Source organism: Paraburkholderia sp. SIMBA_054 (assembly GCF_046534875.1).
Classification (GTDB): domain Bacteria; phylum Pseudomonadota; class Gammaproteobacteria; order Burkholderiales; family Burkholderiaceae; genus Paraburkholderia; species Paraburkholderia hospita.
Genome location: NZ_JAWRXV010000058.1, coordinates 1 through 25,289 on the forward strand (window position 1 = coordinate 1; position 25,289 = coordinate 25,289).

At 62.1% G+C, this 25,289-nt stretch carries 23 protein-coding genes; 12 read left to right on the forward strand and 11 right to left on the reverse strand.

Annotation, left to right across the window (positions count from 1 at the left end):
- Positions 1-223: 223 nt before the first annotated feature.
- Positions 224-907 carry a TetR/AcrR family transcriptional regulator gene (locus tag SB822_RS42845; protein ID WP_007746524.1) on the reverse strand — a complete coding sequence of 228 codons (684 nt, stop codon included), beginning with the start codon at positions 905-907 and terminating at the stop codon, positions 224-226.
- Between the two features lie 117 nt (positions 908-1,024).
- Positions 1,025-2,302 carry an NAD(P)/FAD-dependent oxidoreductase gene (locus SB822_RS42850; protein WP_410857518.1) on the reverse strand — a complete coding sequence of 426 codons (1,278 nt, stop codon included), beginning with the start codon at positions 2,300-2,302 and terminating at the stop codon, positions 1,025-1,027.
- Between the two features lie 369 nt (positions 2,303-2,671).
- Between SB822_RS42850 and SB822_RS42855 the strand changes: the two genes are divergently transcribed.
- On the forward strand, positions 2,672-5,749 hold the full coding sequence (locus SB822_RS42855; RefSeq protein ID WP_007731953.1) for a transglycosylase domain-containing protein: 3,078 nt from the start codon (positions 2,672-2,674) through the stop codon (positions 5,747-5,749).
- Here the strand turns inward: SB822_RS42855 and SB822_RS42860 are convergent.
- From SB822_RS42860 to SB822_RS42875, 4 genes are all read right to left on the reverse strand, one after another.
- Positions 5,743-6,966, reverse strand: coding sequence for an ROK family transcriptional regulator (locus SB822_RS42860; RefSeq protein ID WP_007731956.1), 1,224 nt, complete (start codon positions 6,964-6,966; stop codon positions 5,743-5,745). The two genes, SB822_RS42855 and SB822_RS42860, sit on opposite strands and share 7 nt — an antisense overlap.
- Positions 6,967-6,996: 30 nt before the next feature.
- Positions 6,997-7,797, reverse strand: a complete 801-nt coding sequence (locus SB822_RS42865) for an ATP-binding cassette domain-containing protein (RefSeq protein ID WP_007731959.1) — start codon at positions 7,795-7,797, stop codon at positions 6,997-6,999.
- Positions 7,798-7,819: 22 nt separating this feature from the next.
- Complete coding sequence (locus SB822_RS42870) at positions 7,820-8,809, reverse strand: ABC transporter permease (RefSeq protein WP_007731963.1); 990 nt, start codon at positions 8,807-8,809, stop codon at positions 7,820-7,822.
- Positions 8,810-8,942: 133 nt separating this feature from the next.
- Entirely contained in the window at positions 8,943-9,971 is a 1,029-nt protein-coding gene (locus SB822_RS42875) for a sugar ABC transporter substrate-binding protein (protein ID WP_009769729.1), read from the reverse strand.
- Between the two features lie 441 nt (positions 9,972-10,412).
- On the opposite strand from SB822_RS42875, the gene SB822_RS42880 reads away from it, so the two are divergent.
- The 7 genes from SB822_RS42880 (at position 10,413) to SB822_RS42910 (ending at position 17,302) form a co-directional block, all read left to right on the forward strand.
- Positions 10,413-11,315 carry a YihY/virulence factor BrkB family protein gene (locus tag SB822_RS42880; RefSeq protein WP_009769728.1) on the forward strand — a complete coding sequence of 301 codons (903 nt, stop codon included), beginning with the start codon at positions 10,413-10,415 and terminating at the stop codon, positions 11,313-11,315.
- Between the two features lie 246 nt (positions 11,316-11,561).
- Positions 11,562-13,952, forward strand: a complete 2,391-nt coding sequence (locus SB822_RS42885; RefSeq protein ID WP_410857519.1) for an MCP four helix bundle domain-containing protein — start codon at positions 11,562-11,564, stop codon at positions 13,950-13,952.
- Between the two features lie 17 nt (positions 13,953-13,969).
- The gene (locus SB822_RS42890; RefSeq protein WP_410857520.1) at positions 13,970-14,710 is read left to right on the forward strand and encodes a methyl-accepting chemotaxis protein; all 741 of its coding nucleotides are present in this window, start codon (positions 13,970-13,972) and stop codon (positions 14,708-14,710) included.
- The gene (locus SB822_RS42895; protein WP_410857521.1) at positions 14,707-15,246 is read left to right on the forward strand and encodes a hypothetical protein; all 540 of its coding nucleotides are present in this window, start codon (positions 14,707-14,709) and stop codon (positions 15,244-15,246) included. The genes SB822_RS42890 and SB822_RS42895 overlap by 4 nt, the downstream gene beginning before the upstream one ends.
- A 70-nt stretch (positions 15,247-15,316) precedes the next feature.
- Entirely contained in the window at positions 15,317-15,682 is a 366-nt protein-coding gene (locus SB822_RS42900) for a response regulator (RefSeq protein WP_007731984.1), read from the forward strand.
- A gap of 200 nt (positions 15,683-15,882) precedes the next feature.
- Complete coding sequence (locus SB822_RS42905) at positions 15,883-16,191, forward strand: DUF4148 domain-containing protein (protein WP_007731988.1); 309 nt, start codon at positions 15,883-15,885, stop codon at positions 16,189-16,191.
- A gap of 535 nt (positions 16,192-16,726) precedes the next feature.
- Positions 16,727-17,302, forward strand: coding sequence for an H-NS family nucleoid-associated regulatory protein (locus tag SB822_RS42910; protein ID WP_007731989.1), 576 nt, complete (start codon positions 16,727-16,729; stop codon positions 17,300-17,302).
- A 239-nt stretch (positions 17,303-17,541) separates the two neighbouring features.
- Here the strand turns inward: SB822_RS42910 and SB822_RS42915 are convergent, their stop codons facing one another.
- The gene (locus tag SB822_RS42915; RefSeq protein WP_007731991.1) at positions 17,542-17,811 is read right to left on the reverse strand and encodes a DUF1488 domain-containing protein; all 270 of its coding nucleotides are present in this window, start codon (positions 17,809-17,811) and stop codon (positions 17,542-17,544) included.
- Positions 17,812-18,043: 232 nt separating this feature from the next.
- Positions 18,044-18,922: a LysR substrate-binding domain-containing protein gene (locus SB822_RS42920; protein ID WP_410857522.1), complete on the reverse strand. Its 879-nt coding sequence runs from the start codon at positions 18,920-18,922 to the stop codon at positions 18,044-18,046.
- Between the two features lie 124 nt (positions 18,923-19,046).
- Between SB822_RS42920 and SB822_RS42925 the strand changes: the two genes are divergently transcribed.
- Positions 19,047-20,567, forward strand: coding sequence for an MFS transporter (locus tag SB822_RS42925; protein WP_410857523.1), 1,521 nt, complete (start codon positions 19,047-19,049; stop codon positions 20,565-20,567).
- Between the two features lie 79 nt (positions 20,568-20,646).
- Entirely contained in the window at positions 20,647-22,062 is a 1,416-nt protein-coding gene (locus SB822_RS42930) for a PLP-dependent aminotransferase family protein (protein WP_410857524.1), read from the forward strand.
- 28 nt (positions 22,063-22,090) lie between these two features.
- Here SB822_RS42930 and SB822_RS42935 read toward each other — a convergent pair whose 3' ends face one another.
- Positions 22,091-22,279, reverse strand: coding sequence for a DUF2970 domain-containing protein (locus SB822_RS42935; RefSeq protein WP_007745548.1), 189 nt, complete (start codon positions 22,277-22,279; stop codon positions 22,091-22,093).
- A gap of 271 nt (positions 22,280-22,550) precedes the next feature.
- On the opposite strand from SB822_RS42935, the gene SB822_RS42940 reads away from it, so the two are divergent.
- Complete coding sequence (locus SB822_RS42940) at positions 22,551-23,018, forward strand: PRC-barrel domain-containing protein (RefSeq protein ID WP_007745553.1); 468 nt, start codon at positions 22,551-22,553, stop codon at positions 23,016-23,018.
- Between the two features lie 83 nt (positions 23,019-23,101).
- Here SB822_RS42940 and SB822_RS42945 read toward each other — a convergent pair whose 3' ends face one another.
- Both SB822_RS42945 and SB822_RS42950 read right to left on the reverse strand, forming a co-directional pair.
- Positions 23,102-23,998 (reverse strand): fructose bisphosphate aldolase, encoded by an 897-nt coding sequence (locus SB822_RS42945; protein ID WP_079501803.1) that lies wholly within the window; start codon positions 23,996-23,998, stop codon positions 23,102-23,104.
- A gap of 185 nt (positions 23,999-24,183) precedes the next feature.
- Positions 24,184-24,591: a PPC domain-containing DNA-binding protein gene (locus tag SB822_RS42950; protein WP_410857525.1), complete on the reverse strand. Its 408-nt coding sequence runs from the start codon at positions 24,589-24,591 to the stop codon at positions 24,184-24,186.
- Positions 24,592-24,736: 145 nt separating this feature from the next.
- On the opposite strand from SB822_RS42950, the gene SB822_RS42955 reads away from it, so the two are divergent.
- Positions 24,737-25,282, forward strand: coding sequence for an SRPBCC family protein (locus SB822_RS42955; protein ID WP_410857526.1), 546 nt, complete (start codon positions 24,737-24,739; stop codon positions 25,280-25,282).
- Positions 25,283-25,289 lie beyond the last annotated feature (7 nt).

Below are 25,289 nucleotides of genomic sequence, written 5' to 3' on the forward strand. Positions count from 1 at the left end.
AAATGTTGGCGGTGTTAGCCGCTTTCTTTTGCCTACTTTTCTTTGCGGCGGCAAAGAAAAGTAGGTGCCGCCCCGCAGAGGGGCGACGCGTGAACATCAAACACCATAACGCGGATGCCAGCGAAAAGCCAAACGCACAGGTGCGACACATGAAGCACGGAGGCAAAACGCGGATGCCAGCGCAAACGCAAGAGCACCAAACCAGCGCTGCAAGCAAAACCAACTACCTCTTAACAAACCTCAAAGTAGCATCAACAATCATAGCGCGATGCCGCGCCCTAAGCCTTGAATGAGAAGGATCCCGCCCAAACGCATTCCCAAACGTATGCCGATTGGCAATCCGATGAAAGCATAACGAACTGATCAACAGATGCAGATCAATCGGATCAATATCGTCACGAAAATCCCCTGAAGCAACGCCCCTCGCAAGAAGATCTTCAATAGTATGAATCACCGTCGCATTACGATTCTTGAAGGTCTTAACCTGCTCAATATACTTCGCACCGTGAATATTCTCGATCGTCACGAGACGCACGAAGTCGCGATGTTTATCATGATAGTCAAACGTAAACTCAACGAGACTACGCAGCCCGTCGACAGGGCTCATGTCGCTGACCTTCAGGTCCTGCTCAAGCGCGCGAATATCGCCATACACCTTCTCGAGCACGGCCTCATACAACCCTTCCTTGCTGCCGAAGTAGTAGTACAGCATGCGCTTCGTAGTGTTGGTGCGCTCCGCAATCGCGTCGACCCGCGCACCCGTGAGTCCCATCGACGAAAACTCCTGCGTGGCCACCTCGAGGATGTTGCGCTTCGTCTCTTCGGGATCGTATTTGCGCCGCGGTTCGGAGGGTTCGTTCGGGGTCTCGTTATGCTCGGGCGCGATAGCTCGGCTTCCCTTTTTCATTGTGTGTTCCGGCGGCGATGACGTTTCATTCTAGCATGCCGAAATCACCCGCCAGCGCGGCCTGGCGGCATGTCCAGCATCGCTGCGCGCCCCTTGCGCCCGCGCTGCCAGAAGGGCTCAGCCCGAGCGCCGCGAACGGTCCGCGAGCGCATCGCGCGTCTGCATCGCCGTGTATGTCAGCTGCGCGGCGGCGAGGCCCAGCGCACCGAACGTGTGCGTGAGGCCGAAGGCCGCGAACGCGTCAGGCACGGGCCGCTCGCCCGCGATCGCCGCCGCCAGCAGTTCGCCCGACACCGTGGTCGGCGCCATCCCATGTCCGCCGAAGCCGACCGCGTACCAGACGCCGTCCGCGCTCTGGCCGATCTGCGGCATCTTGTGCCGCGCGTAGCTCATCAGGCCGCCCCACGCATGGTCGACGCGCACGTCGCGCAACTGCGGATACACCTTCAGCAGATCGCGGCGCAGCAGCCGCGCAATCGCCTCGGGCTCGCGTTCCAGGATCGAGATGCGTCCGCCCCACAGAATGCGCGTGTCGGGCAATGGCCGGTAGTAGTCGAACGCGAAGCGCGTGTCATAGACGGCGCAACGGCAGTCGATGGCATCGGCGAGCCGCACGCCGAGCGGCTCGGTCGCCATCACGTAGGTCGCAATCGGCAGGACGGCGCGCTCGACGCGTCGATAAACGTTGCGCGCATAGCCACCGCCCGCCATCACGACATGCCTGGCGTCGATCGATCCTTGCGCCGTCCCGACCACGAACCCGCCGCCTTGCCTGCGCAGCGACGCGACTGGCGACTGCTCGACGATCCGCACGCCGGCCGCTTCCGCCGCGCGCGCGACACCCAGCACGTACTTCAGCGGATGAAAGTGAAACGCATTGCGCTCGAACAGCCCGCCGTGATAGCGCGTGGTCTTCAGCCGCGCACCGAGTTCGGCGGCGCCGAGCGGCTCCCATTCGACGCCGAACGTTTCCTTCATCAGTCGGCGCTGGCCGTCGAGGCGCGATGGGTCGTCGAACCAGTTCGCGAGGATCACACCCGCGTCCGTCGCGTCGCAGGCGATCGCGTAGCGCTCGATGCGCGCGCGCATCAGGTCGACGGCGTCGATCGTCAGCGCGTACAGTTCGCGCGCCCGCGCCGGGCCGAGAATCTTCAGCAGGTCCGCGCAGTCGAGACTGTAGCCGCCGAACACGAAACCGCCGTTGCGGCCCGACGCGCCATAGCCAACCTGGTTCGCTTCGACCACGACGACGTCGCGCACGCCGCGCTCGGCCAGTCCGAGCGCCGTCGACAGGCCCGCCAGCCCGCCGCCGACGATGCAGACGTTCGCGCTCAGGTTTCCGGCCAGTGCAGGGCGCACGGGCCGCTCGACGGTCGCTTCGTAGTAGCTTTGCATAGGGTTCAGGAGGCTGGGTCGTCGCCCGGAATCCGGCGGGCATGGGATGTTTGAAGTGCGCGGCGCCATGTTACTCAACTTCGCCCGGTCGTCGTATTCGGTATTCCAGGGAGGTCGCGCCGGCGGAAGGGCCGCGCGGAGGTTGCATCGGCATCGAAGCGGCGGCCGTCTTTACTGTTCCGCGGCGCGAAAAACGCGGCGCCAAGCGGCAAAAGATGCCGCCTCGTCGCGTCCGTGTGACGGCTGTGTTGCGTGCCGTACTCACCCAATCAAGTCGTTGCGTCACCTGACCCTCACAACCCGCTGTTACGCGTTAGACTGACATCAGTCGAGTTTAGTGTGGTCAGGCATCTGCAAGGAGACGCCGCCATGAATCGGCCACTACGGTTTCCGCTACGCGCAATCGGTACCACGTCCGCCTGGAAGTGGTTCAAGTGGCTCTTTTTTGCCTCGTTTCTGGTGGCCGTCGCCCTCGGCGTGCGCTTTGTCCAGATCGAAATGGACACGTCGCGCTTGCAGGCACGCTATCTGTCGGAGATGACGCGCGACGTCGGGTTTACCGTCTCCGAGGGCCCCAGCGACAACATCCGCTTTCCCACCGACGGCCCCTACGACATCCGCCTCGGCTACGCGCTTCTTCCAGCATTCGAACGCCGTTTGAAAGAACGCGGCTTCTCGGTCGCGTCGCAGGCGCGCGATTCGGAACGCATGGCGTCGCTCGCCGACGACGGCCTTTTCATTCCCTACGAAGAAAAGGACCAGGCGGGACTGATGCTGTATGACTCGACGGGCACGCGCCTGTTCGGCTCGCAGTATCCCGCGCGCGCGTATGACGATTTCGAGTCAGTGCCGCCGCTGGTGGTGTCGGCGCTGCTGTTCATCGAAGACCGCCATCTGCTCGACCCCGACCAGCCGAACCGCAATCCCGCCATCGACTGGGGACGCTTCAGCCGCGCGCTGATGGATCAGGGCCTGCGGGTCTTCAACCACGCCCAGGCGCAGCCCGGCGGCAGCACGCTCGCCACGCAGATCGAGAAGTTCCGCCATTCGCCCGGCGGCCGCACGGCGACGCCGAAGGAAAAGCTGCGGCAGATCGCGTCGGCGTCGGTGCGGGCGTATCTCGACGGCCCTCGCACGATGCCCGCGCGCGAGCAGATCGTCGTGCGCTATCTGAACTCGGTGCCGCTCGCCGCGCAGCCCGGCATCGGCGAGATCAACGGTATCGGCGACGGGCTCACGGCGTGGTACGGCCGCGATTTCGCCGAAGTCAACCGCGTGCTGAAAGCGCCGTCCACGCCCGACAACCTCGCCGAACAGGGCCTCGCGTTCCGTCAGGTGCTGTCGCTGATGATCGCGCAGCGCGGGCCGTCGCACTTCTTGCTGCGCAAGAACGACGATCTCAATGCTCTGACGGAAAGCTATCTGCGCCTGTTTGCCACGAATGGCGTGATTACTCCGCAACTGCGCGACGCCGCGCTGTCACAACAACTCGTGCTGACGCGCGCGAAGCTCGCGCCGCCCGAAGGCTCGTTCGTCGAGCGCAAGGCGGTGACGTCGCTGCGCACGCATCTGCTGTCGTCGCTTGGCGTGTCGACGCTGTACGACCTCGACCGGCTCGATGTGCGCGTCACGTCGACGATGAACAACAAGGTCCAGCAGGCCATCAGCGACCGGCTCGCCGCCGCGACGACGAAAGATGGCGCGCAGGCGGCCGGCCTCTATGGTTTCAACATGCTGCAACCGAAGGACGACCCGTCGAAGATCGCCCTCAGCTTCACGCTGTTCGAAAAGCGCGACGGCGCGAACTTGTTACGCGTGCAGACGGACAGCGTGAACCGCCCGTTCGATATCAACTCCGGCGCGCGCCTGAATCTCGGCTCGACCGCGAAGCTGCGCACGATCATCACGTATCTGCAGATCATGCAGGACCTGCATGCGCGCTATGGGCAGATGAGCGTCGAAGAACTGCGCGCCGTGAAGCCCGAGCGCGAAGACGCGTTGACGCGCTGGGCAGTCGATTACTTCATGCACACGAAGGACCAATCGCTTAGCGCGATGCTCGATGCTTCGGTCGAGCGCAAGTATTCGGCCAACGCAGGCGAAACCTTCTTTACGGGCGGCGGCGCGCAAACCTTCACGAACTTCGAGGCCGACGAGAACTCGCGCATCCTCACCGTACATCAGGCTTTCCAGCATTCGGTGAATCTCGTGTTCGTGCGGATGATGCGCGACATCGTCCACTACGAAACGATCAGGACGTCCGGCCCGTCGTCGCAATGGCTCGACGATCCTGCCACGCGCAACATGTATCTGACGCGCTTCGCCGATCAGGAAAGCCGCGTCTACATGAACCGCTTCTACACGAAGTATCACGGCAAGACGCAGGATGAGATGCTCGCGATCCTGCTGCACGGCGTGCGCAAGTCACCGCCCAAAATAGCGACCGTGCTGCGCAGCGTGCGGCCCGACGGATCGCAGGCCTGGTTCAACGACCAGATGCGCGCCGCGTTGAAGAACACGCCCAAAGCGAACCCGCCCGACGACGCGCTCGCGAAGCTCTACGAGAAGTACGCCATCGACAAGTTCAATCTGAACGACCGCGCGTATATTTCGAGCGTGCATCCGCTGGAGCTGTGGCTCGTCGACTATTTGCGCGAGCATCCCGACGCGAACGCGAACCAGGTGATGGACGCGAGCCGTGACGTGCGCGCGGATTCGTACAAGTGGCTCTTCAAGACGCGCTATCACGCGACGCAGGATCGGCGCATTCGCCGCATGGTCGAGCAGCATGCGTACGATGCGATTGCCAGATCATGGCAGGCGCTCGGCTATCCGTTCTCGCATCTGACGCCATCGTATGCGGCTGCGATCGGCGCATCGGGCGACCGGCCCGCGGCGCTCGCGCAGCTGATCGGCGTGATCGTGAACAAGGGCAATCAGGCGCCGACGCAAAGCCTGTCCGAACTCGAGTTCGCGAAGGGCACGCCGTACGAAACGCGCTTCGTGCCCGCGACGCCGCAGCCTACGGAAGCCATCTCGCCGGAGATCGCGCGGGTCGCGCAGACGCTGTTGCGCGACGTCGTCGCGGGCGGTACGGCGAGGCGTCTCGCGGGCGGCATCACGTTTCCGAACGGCAAGACGCTGGAGGTCTACGGCAAAACGGGGACGGGCGATCAACGCCTGAACATCTACGCGAAAGGGCGCAGGCTGATCGAGTCGCGCAAGGTCAATCGCACGGCGACCTTCGTATTCGCGATCGGCGACCGCTTCTTCGGCTCGCTGACGGCTGTCGTACACGAACCGTATGCGAAGCGCTACGACTTCACGAGCGCGCTGGCCGTGCAATTGCTGAAGTCGATGGCGCCCGAGTTGCAGCCGCTGCTCGACGAACCTGCTTCGAAAGACACGCCGAAAGTGGCTGCAAGCACGGGGCCGAAGGTTCAATAACTCACATCGGTGGCGGGTTTCAGGAAAAGTTCGTGCATCGGCGCGAAGTGCGCGTAGAGCGGCAGGATCGCGCCGCCCATCGCGCGCGCATCGGAGCCGATCGTGCCTTCGAGCAATTGCGGGCGCACGATGCCTTCCCACTCGAATTTGTCGAGCACGCGCTCCGTGCGGCGAATGATCTCGCGCACCAGCTGCCGGTCCACTTCGCCGTCTATCACCACCGCTTCGAGATCGAGCAACGCCGCCGCGTTCGTCAATGCGCCCGCAATCGCGGGGCACGCGGTGTCGAGCCATTGCTCCGTGAGCCGCCACAGGTCCGGCGACAACGCACGGTGATCATGCGCGGCAGTGGCGGGCGCACCGGCATCGACGAACAGCTTTTCGAGCACGAAGCCCGATGCCGCGTGCAGCAACTGTTGCGCAGGCTGACGCGCGTTGCCGCTCATGATGGGTATCGAGCCGACCGCGCCCGCGTTGTCGTGCGGGCCGCCATGCAGGCGACCGTCGATCACCAGTCCGCCGCCGATAAACGTACCGACGAACAGATACAAAAAGTTATGGATGCCGCGCCCCTGGCCCATCACGAGTTCGGCGGCGCATGCAGCGGTGGTGTCTTTTGCGAACTCGACGGGCAGGCCCGTCATCGACGCGATGCGCGCGCGGATGTCGATGTCGTTCCACGCATCGAGCGCTTCGCGCGGCGCGCCGAGAAAATCGCGCCATCCGCCGAGCCACAGCGGCGCCGCCACGCCGACGCCGACCACTTTCTCGCGCCGCGCGCCGAGCGCCTCGTTGATGCGCGCGAGCTTGCTTTCGAGCGCGGGGAACAGCGTGCGCGGATCGGGATACGCGTACTCCTGCACTTCGCGGCAGCACACGCGCCCGAGAAAATCCATGGCGAGCACATCGAGGCTGCGCCGTCCGACCTTTACGCCGATCGTATAGGCGCCTTCCGCGCGCAACGCGATGGGCACAGAAGGCTGCCCGATGCGCCCGCGCACGCGCGCCTGTTTTTCGAGCAGACCATCGTCGATCAATCGCTCGACGATCATCGACACGGTCTGCATCGACAGACGCGTGAGCCGTCCCACGTCGGCTTTCGGCAGCGGGCCATGCAAACGGATCGCCTGCAGCACGATGCGTTCGTTGAACTGCCGCATGCCGACCTGGTTCGAGCCGACCGTGCGTTTGAGCGGTGAGCGGGTGCCCGTATCCATCGGCTATGTCCGGTTACGCGTATCGGTTCGTCATGCGATGGCCCGCACGTCGGCCTGTTTCGCGCCCGTCATGATCGCGACAGCATCCGACATGTGGATGTCGCTCTTGTTCACGAGCGCCGCGCGCCGTCCGAGCCGCTGAATGTGAATGCGGTCGGCGATCTCGAACACATGCGGCATGTTGTGACTGATCAGGATGACAGGCAGGCCGCGGTCGCGCACGCGTCGGATAAGCTCCAGCACCATGTTGCCTTCCTTCACGCCGAGCGCCGCGGTCGGTTCGTCGAGAATCACGACGTGCCGCGCGAACGCCGCGCTGCGTGCCACCGCGACGCCCTGGCGCTGACCGCCCGAGAGGGTTTCGACGGCCTGGCGCATCGAGCGGATGCCGATCTGCAGGTCTTTCATCGCATTGGTCGCTTCTTCGAGCATGCGGCGCTTGTCGATGATCTTGAAGATCTTGCCGCGCCAGCCAGGCTTCACCAGTTCACGCGCGAGAAACAGGTTCTCCGCGATGCTCATGGCGGGCGCCACGGCGAGATCCTGATAGACGGTTTCGATGCCTTGCTGGCGCGCGTCGAGCGGACTGCGGAACTTGACGGCTTTGCCGTCGAGCAGCAGGTCGCCTTCGTCGGGCACGAGCGCGCCCGAGAGCGCCTTGATGAGCGATGACTTGCCCGCGCCGTTATCGCCGATCACGGCCATGATTTCGCCGGGCATCACTTCGAAGTCGCAGCCATCGAGCGCGGTGACCTGGCCGTAGCGCTTGATGAGACCGCGCGCTTGCAGAACGGGCGTCGTGCCGTTGGTGGAAGAGGGGGTTGTCGACATCACAGGCTCCTTCGAATAACGATCAACGTGCGCCGCGGCGCGACAGTTTGTCGGCGGCGACTGCGAGAATCACGAGAATGCCGGTGATCAGCACCTGGTACACCGACGACACACCCATCAAGGTCAAGCCATTGCGGAACACGCCGACAATCAATGCGCCCAGCAGCGTGCCCGCAATCGAGCCGCGCCCGCCGAACAGACTCGTGCCGCCCAGCACGACGGCCGTGATGCTGTCGAGGTTCTCCGTTTGTCCCGCTTGCGGATCGCCGACGCCCGTGCGCGACACGGAGAGAAGCGCGGCGATGCCGTAGAGCGCGCCCGCCAGGGTGTACACCGTGATCAGGATGCGTTGCGCGGAAAGGCCCATCAGGCGCGCGGCTTCGGGGTTGTTGCCGAGTGCGTAGAGGTGACGGCCGGGCACCGTGTCGCGCAATACGAACCATGTCCCGAGATACATCAGCAGTGTGAGCACGGTGCCGTAGGTGACGGTGGCCGGCCCGAGATTGAAGGTGTTGCCGAAGAACATCATCGCGTCGGGCAGATTCGACACGCTCTCCGCGTTCGAATAGAGCTGCGTGGCCGCGAAGGCGATATTCAACGTGCCGAGCGTGACGATGAACGCGGGCAGCTTGATGCGCGTGATCAGCACACCGTTGAGCAAGCCGAACAGCATGCTCGCAGCAACGCCGCAAGCGATCGCTATGACGGGCGGCACGCCCAACGCGACGGCGAATTTCGTCATCACGATCGAGCCGAACGCCATCAACATCCCGCACGACAGATCGATGCCGCCCGTCAGCACGATCAGCGTCTGGCCGATGGCGATGACGGCGACCACCATCGTCTGCTGCATGATGAGCGACAGGTTCTGGAACGACAGAAAGCGGTCGCTCTGCGAGATGAAAAAGATGCATGCGAGCAGGAGCGCGACGAGCGGGCCAGCTTCGGCAAGTGTTGGCAGATGATCCGCAAACCGGCGATGGGTGTGAGCGGGGGCGGTGGGAGTCGACATGATGTGTTTCCTTCGAAGCAATGCGTGGCCTGCGCGCGGTACACGTACGCCACGCTCACGCTGGAGAACTTGCGGCAGACGCGCGCCGTGCGCGTCCCCGTGACTGCTCAGTTAATGCGCGGTTACTGCGTGCTTACTTGTTGCCCCAACAGTTGTCGAGGCCGAACTTCGTATCCTTGCTGTCGACACCGCCTTGCGGCTTGTCGGTAATCAGCGTGACACCCGTGTCGTGATAGCCGGAGACCTTCTTGCCCGTCTTCGCGTACTCGACGCCTGCCTGCACGCCGAGCTCGGCCATCTTCAACGGATACTGCTGCGAGGTCGCGGCAATGGCGCCGGCCTTCACGTTGCGTACGCCTTCACAGCCGCCGTCAATCGACACGATCATCACGCTCTTGTCCTTGCCCGCGCTCTTGAGCGCGCGATACGCGCCTGCCGCGGCCGGTTCGTTGATCGTGTAGACGACGTTGATGTCGGGTGCTTTCTGCAGGCAGTTTTCCATCGCCGTCTGGCCCTTCGACTGGTCGCCGCGCGTGTCCTGGCTGCAGACGATCGACGGATCGCCTTCCTTCACGCCCATGCCCTGCAAAAAGCCGTTGTGACGCAGCACGCCGACGGACACGCCGGGCGCGAGATCGAGTGTCGCGATCTTCGCGGGCTTGCCGCCGAGCGCGGCCTTCGCATACTGGCCGATCAAGACCCCTGCCTTGAAGTTGTCGGTGGCGAACAGGGCGTCGGTGGCGTCCTGCGGGTCGGTCGGCGTATCGAGCGCGATGACGAGCGCGCCTGCCGCGCGTGCCTTCTTGATGCTCGGCACGATCGCCTTCGTGTCGCTCGGCGTGATGAGGATCGCCTTTGCGCCCGCCGTGATCATGTTCTCGATGGCCGTGACCTGCGCCGCGTTGTCGCCGTCGAACTTGCCGGCGGCGGTCAGCAGCTTCGCGCCGTCTTTCTGCGCGGCGGATTCCGCGCCTTGCTTCATCTTGACGAAGAACGGGTTGGTGTCGGTCTTCGTGATCAGGCCGACGACGGGCTGATCGGCTGCGAGACTGGCGCTCGCGCACCACAGCGCAGACGCAGCGACGCACGCAGCGGCGATGCCCTTGACGACGGGTTGCGTGCGGGACGCGCGGCGCAGTTGCCTGCGGGAAATCGGGTTCATGGGACGCTCCTCCGGATGATTGACAACGACGTTGTGATCAGCGGTCGATTCAGCAACTGGCTGTGCGCTGATCGCGCCTTCTTGTGCGTTCGCCGGACTTTGGATTCGCCGGTGACGCGGGACTTAGTAAATCAAGTTGTTTTAGTTAGTACAGCAGCGACCGTCTCGAAAAGCAAGGCTGGGTTTTGCTGCGGCGCGGCTAAGGCAAGCTGCCGCAATGCCCGCAAAGTCTTGTACGATAAGGCTTTGAGCGAGTGGTGAGCGCACGCGGTGACCGAGCGGGATTGGGGTAAATCAGGAGTGAGCGAATCCGTCGACTAAGTTCTTTTGTTCGCTCAATGGGCAAATGCTCGGGGGTCGCGCGATTTAGTCGCATGTCAGGACCGCCACTTGCTCCCCTGATGCCAGGGTCCGGCCGCAACAACGCGAGCGGAGGTTGAAGTGAACAGGACGCACAATCGCGCGCTGCATTTCGTCGCGACGCATCCCGCGCGCTTCGCGTTGCAGGTGGTCAAGGCATTTCGCAAGAACCAGGGGCTGCTGCTCGCGGGCGCGATCGCCTATTACGCGCTGCTGTCCATCGTGCCGCTTCTGATTCTGGTCGCCATCGCGTTCAGCCATTTCGTCGGCGAAAAGCTGCTGCTCGATACGCTCGCGCGTCTGCTCGAATGGCTGGTGCCGGGACAGTCGCGCGCGATCGTCAGAGAGCTTGCCAACTTTCTCGCGCACCGCACGGTGATCGGCTGGTTTCTCGTCGTTACGATGATCTTCTTCAGTTCGCTCGCCTTCACGGTGTTGGAGAACGCGCTGTCGATCATCTTCGTGCATCGCGTTGCGATCCGGCGCAGGCATTTTCTGCTGTCGGCGATCCTGCCTTATCTGTTCAGTCTTTCGCTGGGTATCGGCGTGCTGCTCGTGACGCTCGTGTCGAGCAGTCTTCAGTCCGTCGCGAGCGACAGCATCGTGCTGTTCGGTCACACCATTTCGCTGACGGGCGCCACGCGCATCGTGCTGTATCTGTTCGGTCTTGCTGGCGAGATTTTCGTGCTGACGGCAATCTATCTGGTGATACCAGCGGGACGCACGACGCTGCGGCACGCGCTGTTCGGCGCGGTCGCGGCCGCCGTATTGTGGGAAGTCACACGGCGCGTGCTGGTGTGGTACTTCGCGACGCTATCGCAGGTGAGCGTCGTCTATGGATCGCTGACGACGGCCATCATCGTGCTGTTCAGCCTCGAAGCGCTGGCGACGCTGATGCTGTTTGGCGCGCAACTGATCGCCGAATACGAACGGCTCAATGCCGGTCCGATTGAGCCTGCCGCGCAGCCATTTGTCACGAGCTAGAAATGGCATTGCGAAGCACGTTGCGTGCCGCATCGAAACCGGCGCGATGCGGTTAACGGCAGAAAATTCGAGAACTTTAGAATCATTTGAATCCATGTTCTATTGCGTCTTTTAATCCCCAGAAGAATGCGCGGTGGTCACAGCTTCGTCATGACCCGCCGACGATAATCCCGTCGCCCGTCAAATTGACAAATTCAGAGCGGGCAGCACTGCCACATAGCAGTGACAGACCACGGGGAATACCACATGACCATCCGTCACCGCATCACTCTACTGGTGGTGTTGATGCTGGTCGCCTTGTCGGCGATCGGTGGATACGCTGTCTATCAGACTCGCGGCAGTGCCGCAGACGTCCGGCAAGTGACGCAGGGCGTCGTGCCGAGCGCGCTGGCCTCTGCCGATCTTGTCTCGCAGGTCAAGGACGTGCAGCTCGCGACGATGACACTCGTCTATTCGCCCGACGCGAACATGGTCGAGCAGGCGCAAAAAGAACTCGCCGCGAAAGAGAAATCGCTGCGCGAAGCACTCGACGTGCAGGCGAAAGCGGCGGCGAGCCATGCGCAGGAAGGGCTCGTCACGCAGGCGCGCGACAGCCTCGCCAACTACTTCGCGGCTATCAACGACACCGCGAAAATGAAGGCCGAAGGCAAGAACGACCTTGCGCAAGCCTATCTGTTCGCGAACGTCGCGCAGTACCGCGACGAACTCGAAGGCATCGTCGAAACGCTGCGCATCGAAAAGAACCGCCAGAAAGACGAAGCCATCGATGCATTGAATACGGGCCTCGCGACGACCACTACGGCGATTGGCAGCGCATCGGGCGCGGCGATTCTGGTGCTGATCGCAATTGGCCTGCTGCTATACCGGCAGATCACGCGACCGCTTTCGCGCATGCAGGAGATGATGAGCGAGATCGCATCGAGCCAGGACTTCACGCGCCGCGTGCCCGTGGGCCGCATGGATGAGATCGGTCATTCGATCGTCGCGTTCAACGGCATGATCGAAAAGATCCAGCAAAGCTCCGCGCAACTGAAGCAGAAGACGGCCGATATTCAGGCGATGTTGCAGAACATGCAGCAGGGCATTCTGACGGTTGTCGAAGACGCGAAGATTCACTCGGAGTACTCGGCCTATCTGGAAGAGATCTTCGAAACGAAGGATATCGCCGGGCGTGCGCTAATGGACCTCGTATTCGGCGACAGCGACCTGGGTTCGGATGCCGTGTCGCAAGTCGAAGCAGCCGTGCTGGCGTGCATCGGCGAAGACAGCATCAACTTCGAGTTCAACCAGCATTTGCTCGTGAACGAACTGACGCGCAAGATGCCCGACGGCCGCGTGAAGACGCTCGATCTGAGCTGGTCCGCGATCACCGACGAAAGCGACACGGTGATGCGCCTGATGCTGTGCGTGCGCGACGTGACCGAGTTGCGCCAGCTTGCCGCAGAAGCGGGCGAGCAGAAGCGCCGCCTCGAAATGATCGGCGAAATTCTCTCGGTGAGCGAGGAGAAGTTCCACCATTTCGTTGAAAGTGCAACGGGCTTCATCAACGAGAACGAACGCATCATCCGTCAGCATGCGCAGGTCAACGAGCCGGCTGTCGCCGAACTGTTCCGCAACATGCATACGATCAAGGGTAATGCGCGGACTTACAGCCTCCAGCATCTGACGAGCATCGTGCACGAAACCGAGCAGCGTTACGACGCGCTGCGCCAACCGGAAGCGGCGCACGAATGGGATCAGGAACAACTCATTGCCGAACTGGCGCGCGTGAAAGAAGCGTTGCAGCACTATGCGACGATCAACGAAGTGAGCCTCGGCCGACGCAAGGCGGGCCGTGTCGGCAGCGCCGAACGTTATCTGATGGTGGATCGCGAGCATATTCAGGAAAGCCTGCGCCTGCTCGATGCGGCGAACCCGGCTGACATGCTCGATCTGCTGACGGCGCGCGATTCGGTGCGCAGGACATTGCGCCTGCTTGGTACGGAGAAAGTCGAAGAGGCGCTCGCCGGCGTGCTGCACTCGTTGCCGTCGCTTGCTGCCGAGCTCGGCAAGGCCGCGCCCGCCGTGCGTATCGACGACAACGGTTATCACGTTCGCACGCAGGCGGGCGGCATGCTCAAGAACGTATTCATGCACCTGCTGCGCAATTCCGTCGATCACGGCATCGAGCCCGCCGCGCAGCGTGTCGCGCTCGGCAAACCGGAAGCGGGTGTCATCGATATCGAAGTGGGCGTCGCCGAAGGCGCATTGCAGATCACGTTGAGCGACGATGGACGCGGTCTCGCGCTGTCGCGCATTCGCGGCATCGCGGCCGATCGCGGCTGGCTTCAGCCCGATATGCAATTGAGCGACGAAGCCGTGGCGGAATTCATCTTCCGTCCGGGCTTCTCGACTGCGCAGAACGTGACGGAAGTGTCGGGCCGCGGTGTCGGCATGGATGCGGTGCGCGATTTCATCCGGCGCGAGGGCGGGCGCATTGAGTTGCGCTTCACGGACGATCATGCGGGCGCGGACTTCCGCCAGTTCCAGACGATCGTCTATCTGCCGGAGAACTGCGCTGTCGATAGCGTCGGCACGTCGATGCATGACGCCGCGCAAACAGTGAGTTCGATTCAGGCGAATGCACATTTCGAATAGCACGACGGGGATAGGCTGTGGTAGATCAGTATGTGATTGCGGCAGCATTGGCGGGTGTCGCGTGGGGCGCGCTGGCAGGTTTGTTCGTGCATCGGTGGTGGTACCGGAAACGGGCCGCCGCGCAACGGCAGACGACAGTCGATGCGCAGAGCACCGCGCTCGCCCAGGCCGAAGAACGTCATGCCGCCGAGATTCGGCAGCACGAACAGCAGGCACGCGAACTGCACGCGCTCGTCGATACGCTTCGCGACGATCTCGCGCAGCAGTCTGTGTCGGCGGACGAAGCGCGCGAAGCGCTGAATGCGCTGCATCTGCAAAAGGACGAATGGCTGCAGCAGGCGACGCGCCTCTCAACGGAAGCGGGGCGCCTGCGGCACCTGTCCGCCACGTTCGAGCGCTGGCACGAGCAGATGATTTCGCTAATGTCGCAGAACCACGACATGCACGCGAAGAACAATGAACTGTCGTCGATCGTGCGTCACGTGCTGATCGTGTCGCTGAATGCGTCGATTGAGGCGGCGCGCGCGGGCGCAGCGGGGCGCGGTTTCTCGATCGTCGCAAGCGAAGTGCGTTCACTTGCGGCTCGCTCGCAGGAACTGTCGAAGAGCTATCACGACAGCCTGAATCGCAACGACCTGATCACGACGGCCACGTTTCAGGACATCCAGGCGGGCGGCAAGATGATTGCGGCGTCGCTGGCGAGCGTCGAGGCGCTTGCCGGTCAGATTCAATCCCGGTTAGAGCAGGCGACGACGTGATCAGTCAGCAAGCGAAAGACAGTATCGAGCGGATCTTTTTGTATTCCGCGCGCACGCGTTTGCCTTGCGATTCCAGCGACGCATGCGACATCACGGCACTCGACGCGCAGCAGGCCAATACCGCGCTTGCGAGCCATATCGTCGTTCTGACCATTTCATCGATCGCATTCCGCTTTCTGCTCGTGCTGCATTTCAACGATGACCAGGCGACGCGCGACTACTATCTGCGCGAGTCGGAAGAACGCTCGTTGGCGGACGCACTGATGGAAGTCGGCAATCTGTGTTGTGGCGCGATCAATCAGCAATTGGTCGAGTTCTTTCCAGACCTCGGGATGTCGACGCCTTATCAATTGAGCGGCGCTTGCGTGCCTTATCTGACGGAGTTGAAGCCGGGCTATCTCGCGGCTTTTCGCGTGAGCATCGGCGCAAACGTACAACTGGGCGCGACGCTGTGTATATGCGCGAGTTCGCCCGTCGATTTTGTCGCGTATGTGAACGAGGCCGAGGAGAGCACGGGTGAACTCGAACTCTTTTAAATGCTTCTGAGCAGCGCAGAGAGCACATTTTCAATCAATGCGCCGCATCAACGGCGCTACGGGGTAAGCAATGGCTAAGGTTCTGGTAGTGGACGATTCGAGCACGGTGCGCGACGAAGTCGCGGGTTTTCTGAGGAAGAATGGTCTCGACGTCGATACCGCTGTGGACGGCAAGGATGGTCTCGCGAAGCTGAAGGCGTCGCCCGGCATCCGTCTCGTGGTCAGCGACGTTAACATGCCGAATATGGACGGCCTGACGATGGCCGAAAAGATTCGCGGCGAACTGGCCAATGCGAGCGTCAACATCATCATGCTTACAACGGAAAGCAGCCCTGCAATGAAGGAACGCGGCAAGGCGGCAGGCGTGAAGGGCTGGATCGTGAAGCCGTTCAAGGGCGACGCAGTGCTCGAAACGTTCCGCAAGCTGGCCAGCTGACGGTTTGGCGCGGCATGGACGGGCGGTCGCGTCGGGGGGCGCGGCGGTCCATTCATGACGCGCGGATTGTAGCAATTCCTTGAAAGATCTATTCGAGCCTCACGTATTTATCGGCGGCGGTCGCGCTTCTACACTCTGTCCAAAGGTTGCAGAACACCCGTTCTCGCGCAACCCAACAGACAGATCCGGAGGTAGTCGCCATGAAATCGCTCGGTCAATTCGTTATCGTCGCCGCTCTTGTCAGTGCTCCCCTGGCCGCGTTCGCGCAGAGCAATCAGCCTGTGACGCGCGCACAGGTGCGCGAAGAACTCGTGCAATTGCATAGCGTCGGTTACAGCCCACTCGACGATCGCAACAGCTATCCCACGCATATTCAGGCCGCCGAAGCGCGCCTGGCCGCACAACAGGCTGCGTCGACCCAACAAAGCGGATTGGGCGGCGCGGCGAATGGCGTGTCGGAAGCCGGCGTGCGCGCCGATGCGAATGGCATCACGTTCTCGCATCATTAACAGTTGTTTGCGGAGCGGCGTACGCAGACTCTCTGACTGCAGCGAGTTCTGAGTCAACCATTAGGCCGGAGCCTGTCATGCACAGTCTTCGGCCTTTTCACATTCGCGATTCGCGCATCGCGCATAGCATTGAGGCAAATTGGAAAAAAGAAGTAGTGAATGTGAATTTATTGCTTGATGCATCGGATGTGCTTCTACAAACGAGGACGTTTTGCACCGGGTGACACTCGCGAAAGTCCATTTCTTCAGTAGAAGGACACCGCGCTAATTCCGATTAGCGTGTCAGCGCTTTCGGACGTGGAATTTTAAAAGTCTTATGGATAGCGTGAGTAATTGGACAGTCAACATCGATGCAAGCCAATTGACATTTGTCGTACACCAGATAAATCCTGGCAATTGGGGGCCTCGATTGGACACTCTGGGGCAATCAGGCAGTACAACGACTCGCGCGTGTCTTTTCATGTAATAGATGAACTCTAGCCATATATGACCGGTCCATGGCATAGTGCCGGTATCTTCAATCAGGAGTTTCAATATGGCTACACTCGAAGCACTTCAGGCAAAGATAAAAAAGCTTCAGGCCCAGGCGGAAGCCATTGCGTCGAAGAAGTCGACGGTGGCGCTCGAAGGCATTCGTGCACTGATGGCAAAGCACAATCTGACTACGGCTGATATCGACGCGCATCTCGGCCGCAAAAAGCGTGGCCGTCCTGCGTTGAAGTCGGCAGGCGTGCAAACCAAAGGCGTAGCCAAATACTCCGATCCTAAAACGGGTGCAACCTGGACGGGGCATGGCCGTGCGCCTGCATGGATTGCGGCTGCGAAAGACCGTTCGAAGTACCTGGTGGCGGGCGCGTCCGCACCGGTTGCCACGGGCGTCGCCGTAAAGCACGGCACGGGTAATGGCCAGCCGAAGGGACCGCAACCGGCGAAGTATCGTCACCCCGAAACGGGCGCGACATGGAGTGGCCGTGGTCCTGCACCCGCATGGCTGGCGGGCGAAAAAGACCGTAGCAAGTTCTTGGTCGCTGGAGCAAAAGCGGCGGGCTTGAATGGCGTTGCGCGAAAGAAGATCGGTGCCAAAAAGGCAGGAAGAAAGCCGCGCGCGTAAGAACGACGAAAAGAATCAGGAAGGGGCGGGACTGCGTTCTCGCCTCTTTTCGGCAAAAGAAGCTTTGCCTGATGGCGAAGTCGGCACGCTTTTGCCGAACGTAGTGGCGAATGCACAAGGCCGGGTGCACAGCATTTTTATGCGTGAGCCATTTCGGCTCAATTGCTCATCGATGGGTGCCGCCCAATTTCGGCGGCACCGCACGCGCCGTCCTTGCCTTCCGGCGCGCGCTCCCTTCTTCAATGTGGTTTATGAAAGTCGAGCGTCTCCAGTTCGACCGACTGCCCCCCATTTCGTTGCAGCACGCGGCGCGCTGCGTCCTCGATTGTCTTGCGATTACCCTCGAACGTCGTGATCAGATCGTGCGACGACGTACCTGTATTGCCGAAATGGTTGTTCAGGGCGTCGATTGATACGCTGCACCATACCTCTTTTCCTTCGACGGTCGCTTCGAATGCGACTCGCGATGCGGCCACGACGTGCCGGCGGCTGGTGAATTCGATGGTCATTTGATTTCTCCGTGAGTGCCAGATGAAATTCACGAACGCTCGCTGGCGCCGGCCTTCCGGGCGATCTGTTCGCGGTCCAAGGCCAGGCGGCGCGGGGTGGGGCGCTCGCTTCGGTGCAGCGCAGCAAGGAACGATCCAGTCCGGCTCGTGCCGAACCCGTTGGGGGCGAGTGACGCCGGGCATCGGAATCGTTCTCCCATGATAGGCCGCTAACGGCGCAAAAGCCGGGAAACTACTGATCCGGCGCGCCCGTCATCTGTGCGATGAGCTTTTTCGTCGCGGGCGAATGCTCGAATTTGCGGAAAACGGCTGCGACTTCCGATGCGATCGGCTCGCCCGCCAGCGTCTTGAAGACGACATTGGGCAGATTGATGACCCGCGTCAGCACATTTGGCACGATGGCGACGCCCACGCCGACGGAAACCTGCGTCAGCACGGCCAGCAGCGTGCCGGGCGCGCTGACGATGCGCGGGTTGAACCGCCCGCGCCGCGCGATTTCCCGCGTGCCCAGCTCCTGTTCTGGCACGACGAAGCTCTCGCCCGCCAGCGCGCGCGCCTTGATCGGCCCTGTGGCAGCCGCCAGCGGATGCTCGGCGGGTAGCGCCGCGCAAAACGCATCGCGCGCCAGCACGTGAGCGTGCAGCGACGGCGGCAGATCCACCGGCAAGCGCACGAACGCGACATCGACGCGGCCTTCCTCCAGCAGCGCGGGCAACTCGCCCATCGGGTGCTCGGTGGCCTGCACGAGCACGTGCGGCCGGGCTTTACGGAACGCGCGCAACTGTTTTTGCAAGATGCCGGAAAAAGCCGCCGAGCCGACATAGCCGATATGAATACGCCCCAGCTCGCCGCGCCCGGCGCGCTGGCCGACGTGCAACGCCCGCTCGAACTGCGCGACGGTCTCGCGCGCTTCGGCGAGAAACGCTTCGCCGGCGGGCGTCAGCGCAACCGAGCGCCGCGTGCGGCGAAACAGTTGTGCCTGCAGCGCGCGCTCCATCTCCTGGATCTGCACAGTGAGCGTGGGCGGCGCAATGCCGAGCGCTTCTGCAGCCTGCGCGAAATGCAGTCGCTCGGCGACGGCGATGAAGTAACGCAGGTGCCTCAGCTCCATAACGCGATGCTTCCCGGTGTTAGGTAGAAACTAATTATATTGAACACGACGGGCAATGAACGGAATAGAGAAAGCTGGTGGAATACAGGCTTCCTTTCCGCAGGTTTTCCGCCGGGTCCGTCCGATGAGCTCGATTACCGCTTCCCGTTCCGTCTCTCGCGGCACGCCGCTGCTCCTCATCGCCTCGATGGGTTGTGCGATGACGGTGCTCGACACCAACGTGGTCGGCATCGTCCTGCCCACTATCGCGCGCGATCTCAACGCTTCTTTCGCCGATATCGAATGGGTGATCAGCGCGTATGTGTTGTGCTTCGCCGCGCTGCTATTGCCCGCTGGCTCGCTTGCCGACCGCTATGGGCGCAAGCGCGTGTTTCTGACGGGCATCGCGCTGTTCGCGGCCGCGTCGCTCGCATGCGGCGTTGCGCCGACGGCCGAGCTGCTTTACGTCGCGCGGGCTGCGCAAGGCGTCGGCGCGGCCTTCCTGCTCGCGCCGGCGCTCGCCATCATCGGCCACGCGTTTCATGACGAGCGCGAACGCGCGCGAGCCTGGGCGGTGTGGGGCGGCATCATGGGGCTGACGATGGTCCTCTCGCCGCTGATCGGCGGCGTGATCAGCGCGTGGCTCGGCTGGCGCTGGGCATTCGCGATCAACGTGCCGATCTGCGCGTTGCTGGCGACGGGCGTCGTGCGGATCGTCGACGAATCGCGCGATCCGACGCCGAGATCGCTCGATCTGCCCGGTATTGCGCTCTTTGCCTCGGCGATGTTCTCGCTGACGTGGGCGCTGATTCTCGGACCTGACCGCGGCTGGCTGAGCACGGAGGCACTGTCCCGCGCATGCGCCGGCGTGATCCTTTTCGCGTTGTTCGTGTGGGTGGAAAGCCGGCGCGCGCATCCAATGCTCGATCTCGCGCTGTTCCGCTCGCTGCCGTTCGTCGGCGCGATCGTGGCGATGTTTGCTTATGCGTCGTCGGCGCAGGTCATGGCTTCGCTGTTGCCGCTATTTCTGCAAAACGCGCGTGGCGAAAGCGCGCTGGTCGCGGGCGCGGGCATGCTGCCTTTCGCGCTTGCGATGCTGATCTTGCCGCAGCTAGGACGCAAGCTCGCAGCGTACATGGACTCGCGCCAGATTCTCACGCTCGGCCTCGCGGTGGTCGCATGCGGTAATCTCGCGATGATGGTCGCCGCGCGCAGCGCCAGTCACGCATGGCTGATCGTCGCCATGGCGCTGCTCGGCAGCGGCGGCGGCCTGCTGAACGGCGAGACGCAGAAGGCGATCATGGGCACAGTGCCGCGCGACCGCGCGGGCATGGCGTCGGGCATCAGCACGACCTCGCGATTCACGGGCATCCTGCTCGGCTTCTCGGGGCTGGGCGCCGTGCTGGCTGAAGGCGTGCGTTCCGCGCTGACGGCACAGATGACACAGACCCATCTGCCCGTCGTGCAAGGCTTTACCGAGCGTGTCATGGCGGGAGACTTCTCGCGTGCGTTCGCGCTCTATTCACCGGCATCGATGGAGGCACTCGTTCATATCGCACGGTCGAGTTACGGCGAAGGCTTTGCGCGTGCATTCGCTGGCGCATCGATCGTGGCGGCGGTATCCGCGTCGATCGTATTTCTGTCGATGAGGCACAAGAAACGTTGATCGCGGTTGATTGCGCAGGCGTGTACCGATTAGTATAAAAAGCTCTGTGTCACGAGCGCCCCGCCACGCGCAATGTTCAATGAACCGATATGAAACACTCGCCAATACGATGGCGGCCGAAATACGCTCGGGCAGTCTTGCTGTCGGCGCGCGCATGCCTTCGTTGCGGCAGGTCATTGCGCAGCATGGCGTGAGTCAATCGACGGCATTTCGTGCGTACTATCTGCTGGAAGAGTGGGGCCTCATTCGCGCGCAGGAGCGCTCCGGCTATTACGTCGCGCCGGGCGCAGCCGTGCGCGACACGCGGGAAGCGACCGCGAAGCGCGCGCTCACCGAGTCCGCGAAGGTCGACATCAGCGAACTCGTTTTCAGCGTGCTCGAAGCGGCGAAGCATACGAGTGTCGTGCCGTTGGGCTCGGCTTTTCCCTCGCCGATGCTGTTTCCGCTACAACGTCTTTCCAAATCGCTTGCACAAACATCGCGGACGATGAACCCGTGGAGTACCGTCGTCGATTTGCCGCCGGGCAACGAGGCTTTGCGCCAGCAGATCGCGCTGCGCTATCTCGGCATGGGCTTGTCGCAACCGCTCGATGAGATCGTCGTCACGAACGGCGCGCTCGAAGCACTGAATCTTTGCCTGATGGCCGTGACGCGTCCCGGCGATGTCGTGGCCGTCGAATCGCCTGGCTTTTATGCGGCGCTGCAGGCTATTGAAAGACTCGATCTACGCGCAGTCGAAATACCCGTCGATCCGCAAACCGGCCTCGACCTGGACGCGCTTGCGCAAGCGCTGGAAAAGCAGCCTATTCGCGCATGCTGGTTCATGACGAATTACCAGAACCCGACAGGCGCGACGATGCCGGTGGAAAAGAAAAAGGCGCTCGTCGAACTGCTCGCGCGGTATGAAGTGCCGCTGATCGAAGACGACGTCTATGGCGAACTGCATTTTCAGGCGGATTATCCATTGCCCGCCATCGCCTTCGACCGGAAAGGACTCGTCATGCATTGCAGTTCGTTCTCGAAGACGCTCGCGCCGGGATACCGGATTGGCTGGGCCGCTGCTGGGAAGTTTGCGGAGAAAGTACAGCGCGCCAAACTGATGACGACGCTATCGGCGAGCATTCCCGTCCAGGCGGGTATTGCCGACTATCTTCAGCATGGCGGATACGACAGGCATCTGAGAAAACTGCGTGCCGCGTTGCGCGCGCAACTCGACGCGATGAATCTCGCGCTACGCCGCGCGATGCCGAAAGGCGTGAGGTGGACTTGTCCTTCAGGTGGCTATTTCGTGTGGCTCGAATTACCCGAGCACGTCGATGCATTGACGCTGCACAGGCAGGCGATCGAACAGGGCGTGAGCCTCGCGCCTGGGCCGATCTTTTCCGCGTCGCGCAACTTTCGGAATTGCGTGCGGCTGAACTTCGGGCACCCTTGGAATGCCGATATCGAACGCGCCGTGCATGTGCTTGGCGGGTTGATCGCGCAGGCCACTTGAGCGCAACGTGAGCGCCAATGCGCGAGCGTCAATGCGCGATCGTGACGGCGATTCTGGCGAATGCAAAGAGAAGCCCGCCGAAGCACAGCGCGAGCACGACGGCCATCACGGGCAGCAGCGGTAGCTTGACGGTCGCGAGATCGGCTTCGTGCGCAGCGCCACGCCGCACGCCGAAGAAACTCCACAACACCATGCGCATCATGTTCAGTAAGCCCATTTCAGTTCTCCCGCCGGTTGCGTGAAGTCACGCGTTTTCATGCCTCAATCGTAGGCGGGTGAGGGCATTGGTGTAAGAAGCAGTTGACTGCTTTTCCTGCGTAGCAGTGGTGCGGCAGGCTGTCGCACTGGATATCGGTTTCGGGAAATATGACTTGCACCTGATCTGAACAGGTAAAGTTTTCAGTTCGATTTCATTCCCGGCTCGCCCTCGTCCGATGCAGGAACGCCCATTGCGCGCCTTCATGCGCTCACTTTCATAGGAGGCAAACATGGGCTCAATTAATCCGCAAACGCGCAGAACGGGTGGTGCCGATATTGTCGGCGGCGGCGTCGGTGATGGTCCGGGGCCGGAGGTGATGGCAGCGGCGACGCTCGACGGAACGAAGGTGTATTCGTCCGATGCCGAACATGTCGGCAAGATTTCCGACATCATGCTCGACGTGCGCAGCGGGCGCATTGCGTATGCCGTGCTGTCCGAGGGTGGCTTTCTCGGCATGGGCGCAACGTTGCACGCCATTCCGTGGAGTGCGCTCACGCTCGACACTGACCAGAAGTGCTTTCACGTCGATATCAGCGCGCAGATGCTAAAAGACGAACCGGGCTTCGACAAGGACCACTGGCCGAGCATGGCCGATTCCAGATGGGGCGAATCGCTGCATACGTATTACAACCGCGATCCGTACTGGGTTTCGCGCCGCGACTACGTCGACCCCGACGTGCCGCCGACCGCGCATTGACGTGAAGCGCTGAAGCACGTTAAAAGCACGTTAAGGCGAAGCCGCGCATAGACATCTATGCGCGGCTTCATCGCAAATACCGCTCAGACCTTGACGGCGGAAGCGTCGTAAATCTCGTCGATGGCTTCAGAAAGCTTCGCGTTGAATTCGCTATCGCTCAGCTGCTTTTTCAGGTCATTGATGAGTGCCCGCGAAAAGCTCGCGATCATGCCGTGATTCTTTTCAAGCAGTTTGCACGCTTCGGTACGCGTATAACCGCCCGATAGCGCCACGACGCGCAACACCCGCGGATGATCGATCAGCGGCTTGTAGAAATCGGCGACGTCGGGAATGGTCAGCTTGAGCATGACCTGCTTGTCGGCGGGCAGCGCGTCGAGGCCTTTGATGATCTCGTCGCGCAGCGTCTTCTCGGCGCCCGCCTTGTCCGGTGTCTTGATCGACACTTCGGGTTCGAGGATCGGCATGAGGCCGCCCGCGTCGATTTGCGCGCCGTACTCGAACTGCTGCTTGACGACGGCAGCAATGCCCGCAGGCGAATTCTGCTCGATGACTGAGCGCATCTTGGTGCCGAAGATGCCGAGCTTGCCCGCGCGCGCGAGCAATGCGTCGAGTCCGGGGATCGGCTTCATCAGACGCACGCCGTCGCTTTCCGCCTCGAGTCCCTTGTCGACCTTGAGGAACGGCACGACGCCGCGGTCTTCCCAGAGAAACGAAGGCACGGGCTTGCCTTGCGCCTGCCCGTCCATCGTGGCTTCGAAGAGAATGGCCGCGATGACCTTGTCGCCCGAGAATGCAGGGGCGGTGATGATGCGCACGCGCATTTCGTGGATCAGCTTGAACATTTCGGCATCGCCGTTGTAGGCGTTCTCTTCGATGCCGTACTGCCGCAATGCGCCAGGCGTGGAGCCGCCGCTCTGGTCGAGCGCGGCGATGAAGCCCGCCTTATCAGAAATCTGCGCCAACATTTTTTCATTTGCCACGGACGTTTCCCTCCTTGAACAACTGATTAGTGACCATGTGTTTCCGACCCGACAAGTGTAAGGCATTGCGGCGCACGCTCCTACACTGCGGGGACGGTGACCAATCGAACAGACAAGCGAAGAACGTTCCAGGGGCACTGGCGGGTTCGCGTTTCGCGTGCGGCGCTACCCGCCGCTGCTCGCCGCTACTCGCCGCACGGCCGGTCACGGATGAACAGCTCCATGAAACCCGTCCGCGGATCGGCTTCGCGCGAGAACGCATGATCGGGCAGCAACGCGAGCAAAATTTCAACGGTCGTTCGCACGATGCAGCCACGCGCCACATGTCCGCCTAACACGCGGCCATTGGCGTCGGAGACCGACATGTGCAGATGCGCGCCGTCCGGCGCAACCGAACCGGCGAGCGTCAGGATTTCCAGGTCGGCGCGCAGTTCGCTCGGCTGGTCGATGCCGGCGAATCGCAACTGCGCGACGCTCAGGCTGCCGATGCCCTGAACCACGAATGCGGCCGTCGCGCCGAGCCGGCGCACCGTGTCTTCCAGCGCGTCGCGAAGATCCTGGCCGGGTTGAAGGCGGAGAGGATGGGCTTGCATCGGTGGTCTTCCGTTTGACGTTGCGACATCGCGTGGAGGCGCGCGCCGATCCTCATTGGCGAGGCCACGCCGCTAACATACAGTACCAGAAAGAAGGAAAAGAACCCTCATCATTCGGAAGCGTGCCGACACGGCGCGAACAGCGATGAAAGCGCTACTGCGAGCAATCGTCATGGTGGCCTGCGTGGCGGCCGCGATCGGCGTGCTGTTCATTCCGCTGCCGCGCGCATTCGATCTGTCGACGCGCATCGTCACCGTCATGCCGATCGCGCGGGAAAGCACTACTGTTTTCGACTACGTGACGACGCCCGCGCATTGGCCCGCGTGGCATCCGTCGTCGCTGTCCGTGACGGGTGCGACCGATCATTCGCTGGGTATGGGCGAGCAGACCACAGAAGAATTTCGCGTCGCCGGGCGGCGCGGCGAGGTCGTGTGGACGGTTGTCGAACGCAAACGCCCCGAGAAATGGACGATCGACGGCACGATAGAAGGGCGCCCAGCCGGCACGGTCAGCTACGCGCTGACGCCCGACACGCACAGCAAGGACGGCACGGAGTTCGAGCGCACCTTCACGTACCGTTCGCCGACGCTCTGGTTCGCGTTGCTGAACGCAGTGCTGCTGCGCGCGAAGATCCAGGCCGAGTCCGACGAAGCCGTCGATCGGCTCAAGGACATCCTCGAAAAGCCATAGTGTCAGT

Bases quoted from the DNA above. Each gene is read 5' to 3' on its own strand.
- SB822_RS42845 (WP_007746524.1), bottom strand. From the start codon at position 907: ATGAAAAAGGGAAGCCGAGCTATCGCGCCCGAGCATAACGAGACCCCG.
- SB822_RS42850 (WP_410857518.1), bottom strand. From the start codon at position 2,302: ATGCAAAGCTACTACGAAGCGACCGTCGAGCGGCCCGTGCGCCCTGCA.
- SB822_RS42855 (WP_007731953.1), top strand. From the start codon at position 2,672: ATGAATCGGCCACTACGGTTTCCGCTACGCGCAATCGGTACCACGTCC.
- SB822_RS42860 (WP_007731956.1), bottom strand. From the start codon at position 6,966: ATGGATACGGGCACCCGCTCACCGCTCAAACGCACGGTCGGCTCGAAC.
- SB822_RS42865 (WP_007731959.1), bottom strand. From the start codon at position 7,797: ATGTCGACAACCCCCTCTTCCACCAACGGCACGACGCCCGTTCTGCAA.
- SB822_RS42870 (WP_007731963.1), bottom strand. From the start codon at position 8,809: ATGTCGACTCCCACCGCCCCCGCTCACACCCATCGCCGGTTTGCGGAT.
- SB822_RS42875 (WP_009769729.1), bottom strand. From the start codon at position 9,971: ATGAACCCGATTTCCCGCAGGCAACTGCGCCGCGCGTCCCGCACGCAA.
- SB822_RS42885 (WP_410857519.1), top strand. From the start codon at position 11,562: ATGACCATCCGTCACCGCATCACTCTACTGGTGGTGTTGATGCTGGTC.
- SB822_RS42900 (WP_007731984.1), top strand. From the start codon at position 15,317: ATGGCTAAGGTTCTGGTAGTGGACGATTCGAGCACGGTGCGCGACGAA.
- SB822_RS42905 (WP_007731988.1), top strand. From the start codon at position 15,883: ATGAAATCGCTCGGTCAATTCGTTATCGTCGCCGCTCTTGTCAGTGCT.
- SB822_RS42910 (WP_007731989.1), top strand. From the start codon at position 16,727: ATGGCTACACTCGAAGCACTTCAGGCAAAGATAAAAAAGCTTCAGGCC.
- SB822_RS42915 (WP_007731991.1), bottom strand. From the start codon at position 17,811: ATGACCATCGAATTCACCAGCCGCCGGCACGTCGTGGCCGCATCGCGA.
- SB822_RS42920 (WP_410857522.1), bottom strand. From the start codon at position 18,922: ATGGAGCTGAGGCACCTGCGTTACTTCATCGCCGTCGCCGAGCGACTG.
- SB822_RS42925 (WP_410857523.1), top strand. From the start codon at position 19,047: ATGAGCTCGATTACCGCTTCCCGTTCCGTCTCTCGCGGCACGCCGCTG.
- SB822_RS42930 (WP_410857524.1), top strand. From the start codon at position 20,647: ATGAACCGATATGAAACACTCGCCAATACGATGGCGGCCGAAATACGC.
- SB822_RS42935 (WP_007745548.1), bottom strand. From the start codon at position 22,279: ATGGGCTTACTGAACATGATGCGCATGGTGTTGTGGAGTTTCTTCGGC.
- SB822_RS42940 (WP_007745553.1), top strand. From the start codon at position 22,551: ATGGGCTCAATTAATCCGCAAACGCGCAGAACGGGTGGTGCCGATATT.
- SB822_RS42950 (WP_410857525.1), bottom strand. From the start codon at position 24,591: ATGCAAGCCCATCCTCTCCGCCTTCAACCCGGCCAGGATCTTCGCGAC.
- SB822_RS42955 (WP_410857526.1), top strand. From the start codon at position 24,737: ATGAAAGCGCTACTGCGAGCAATCGTCATGGTGGCCTGCGTGGCGGCC.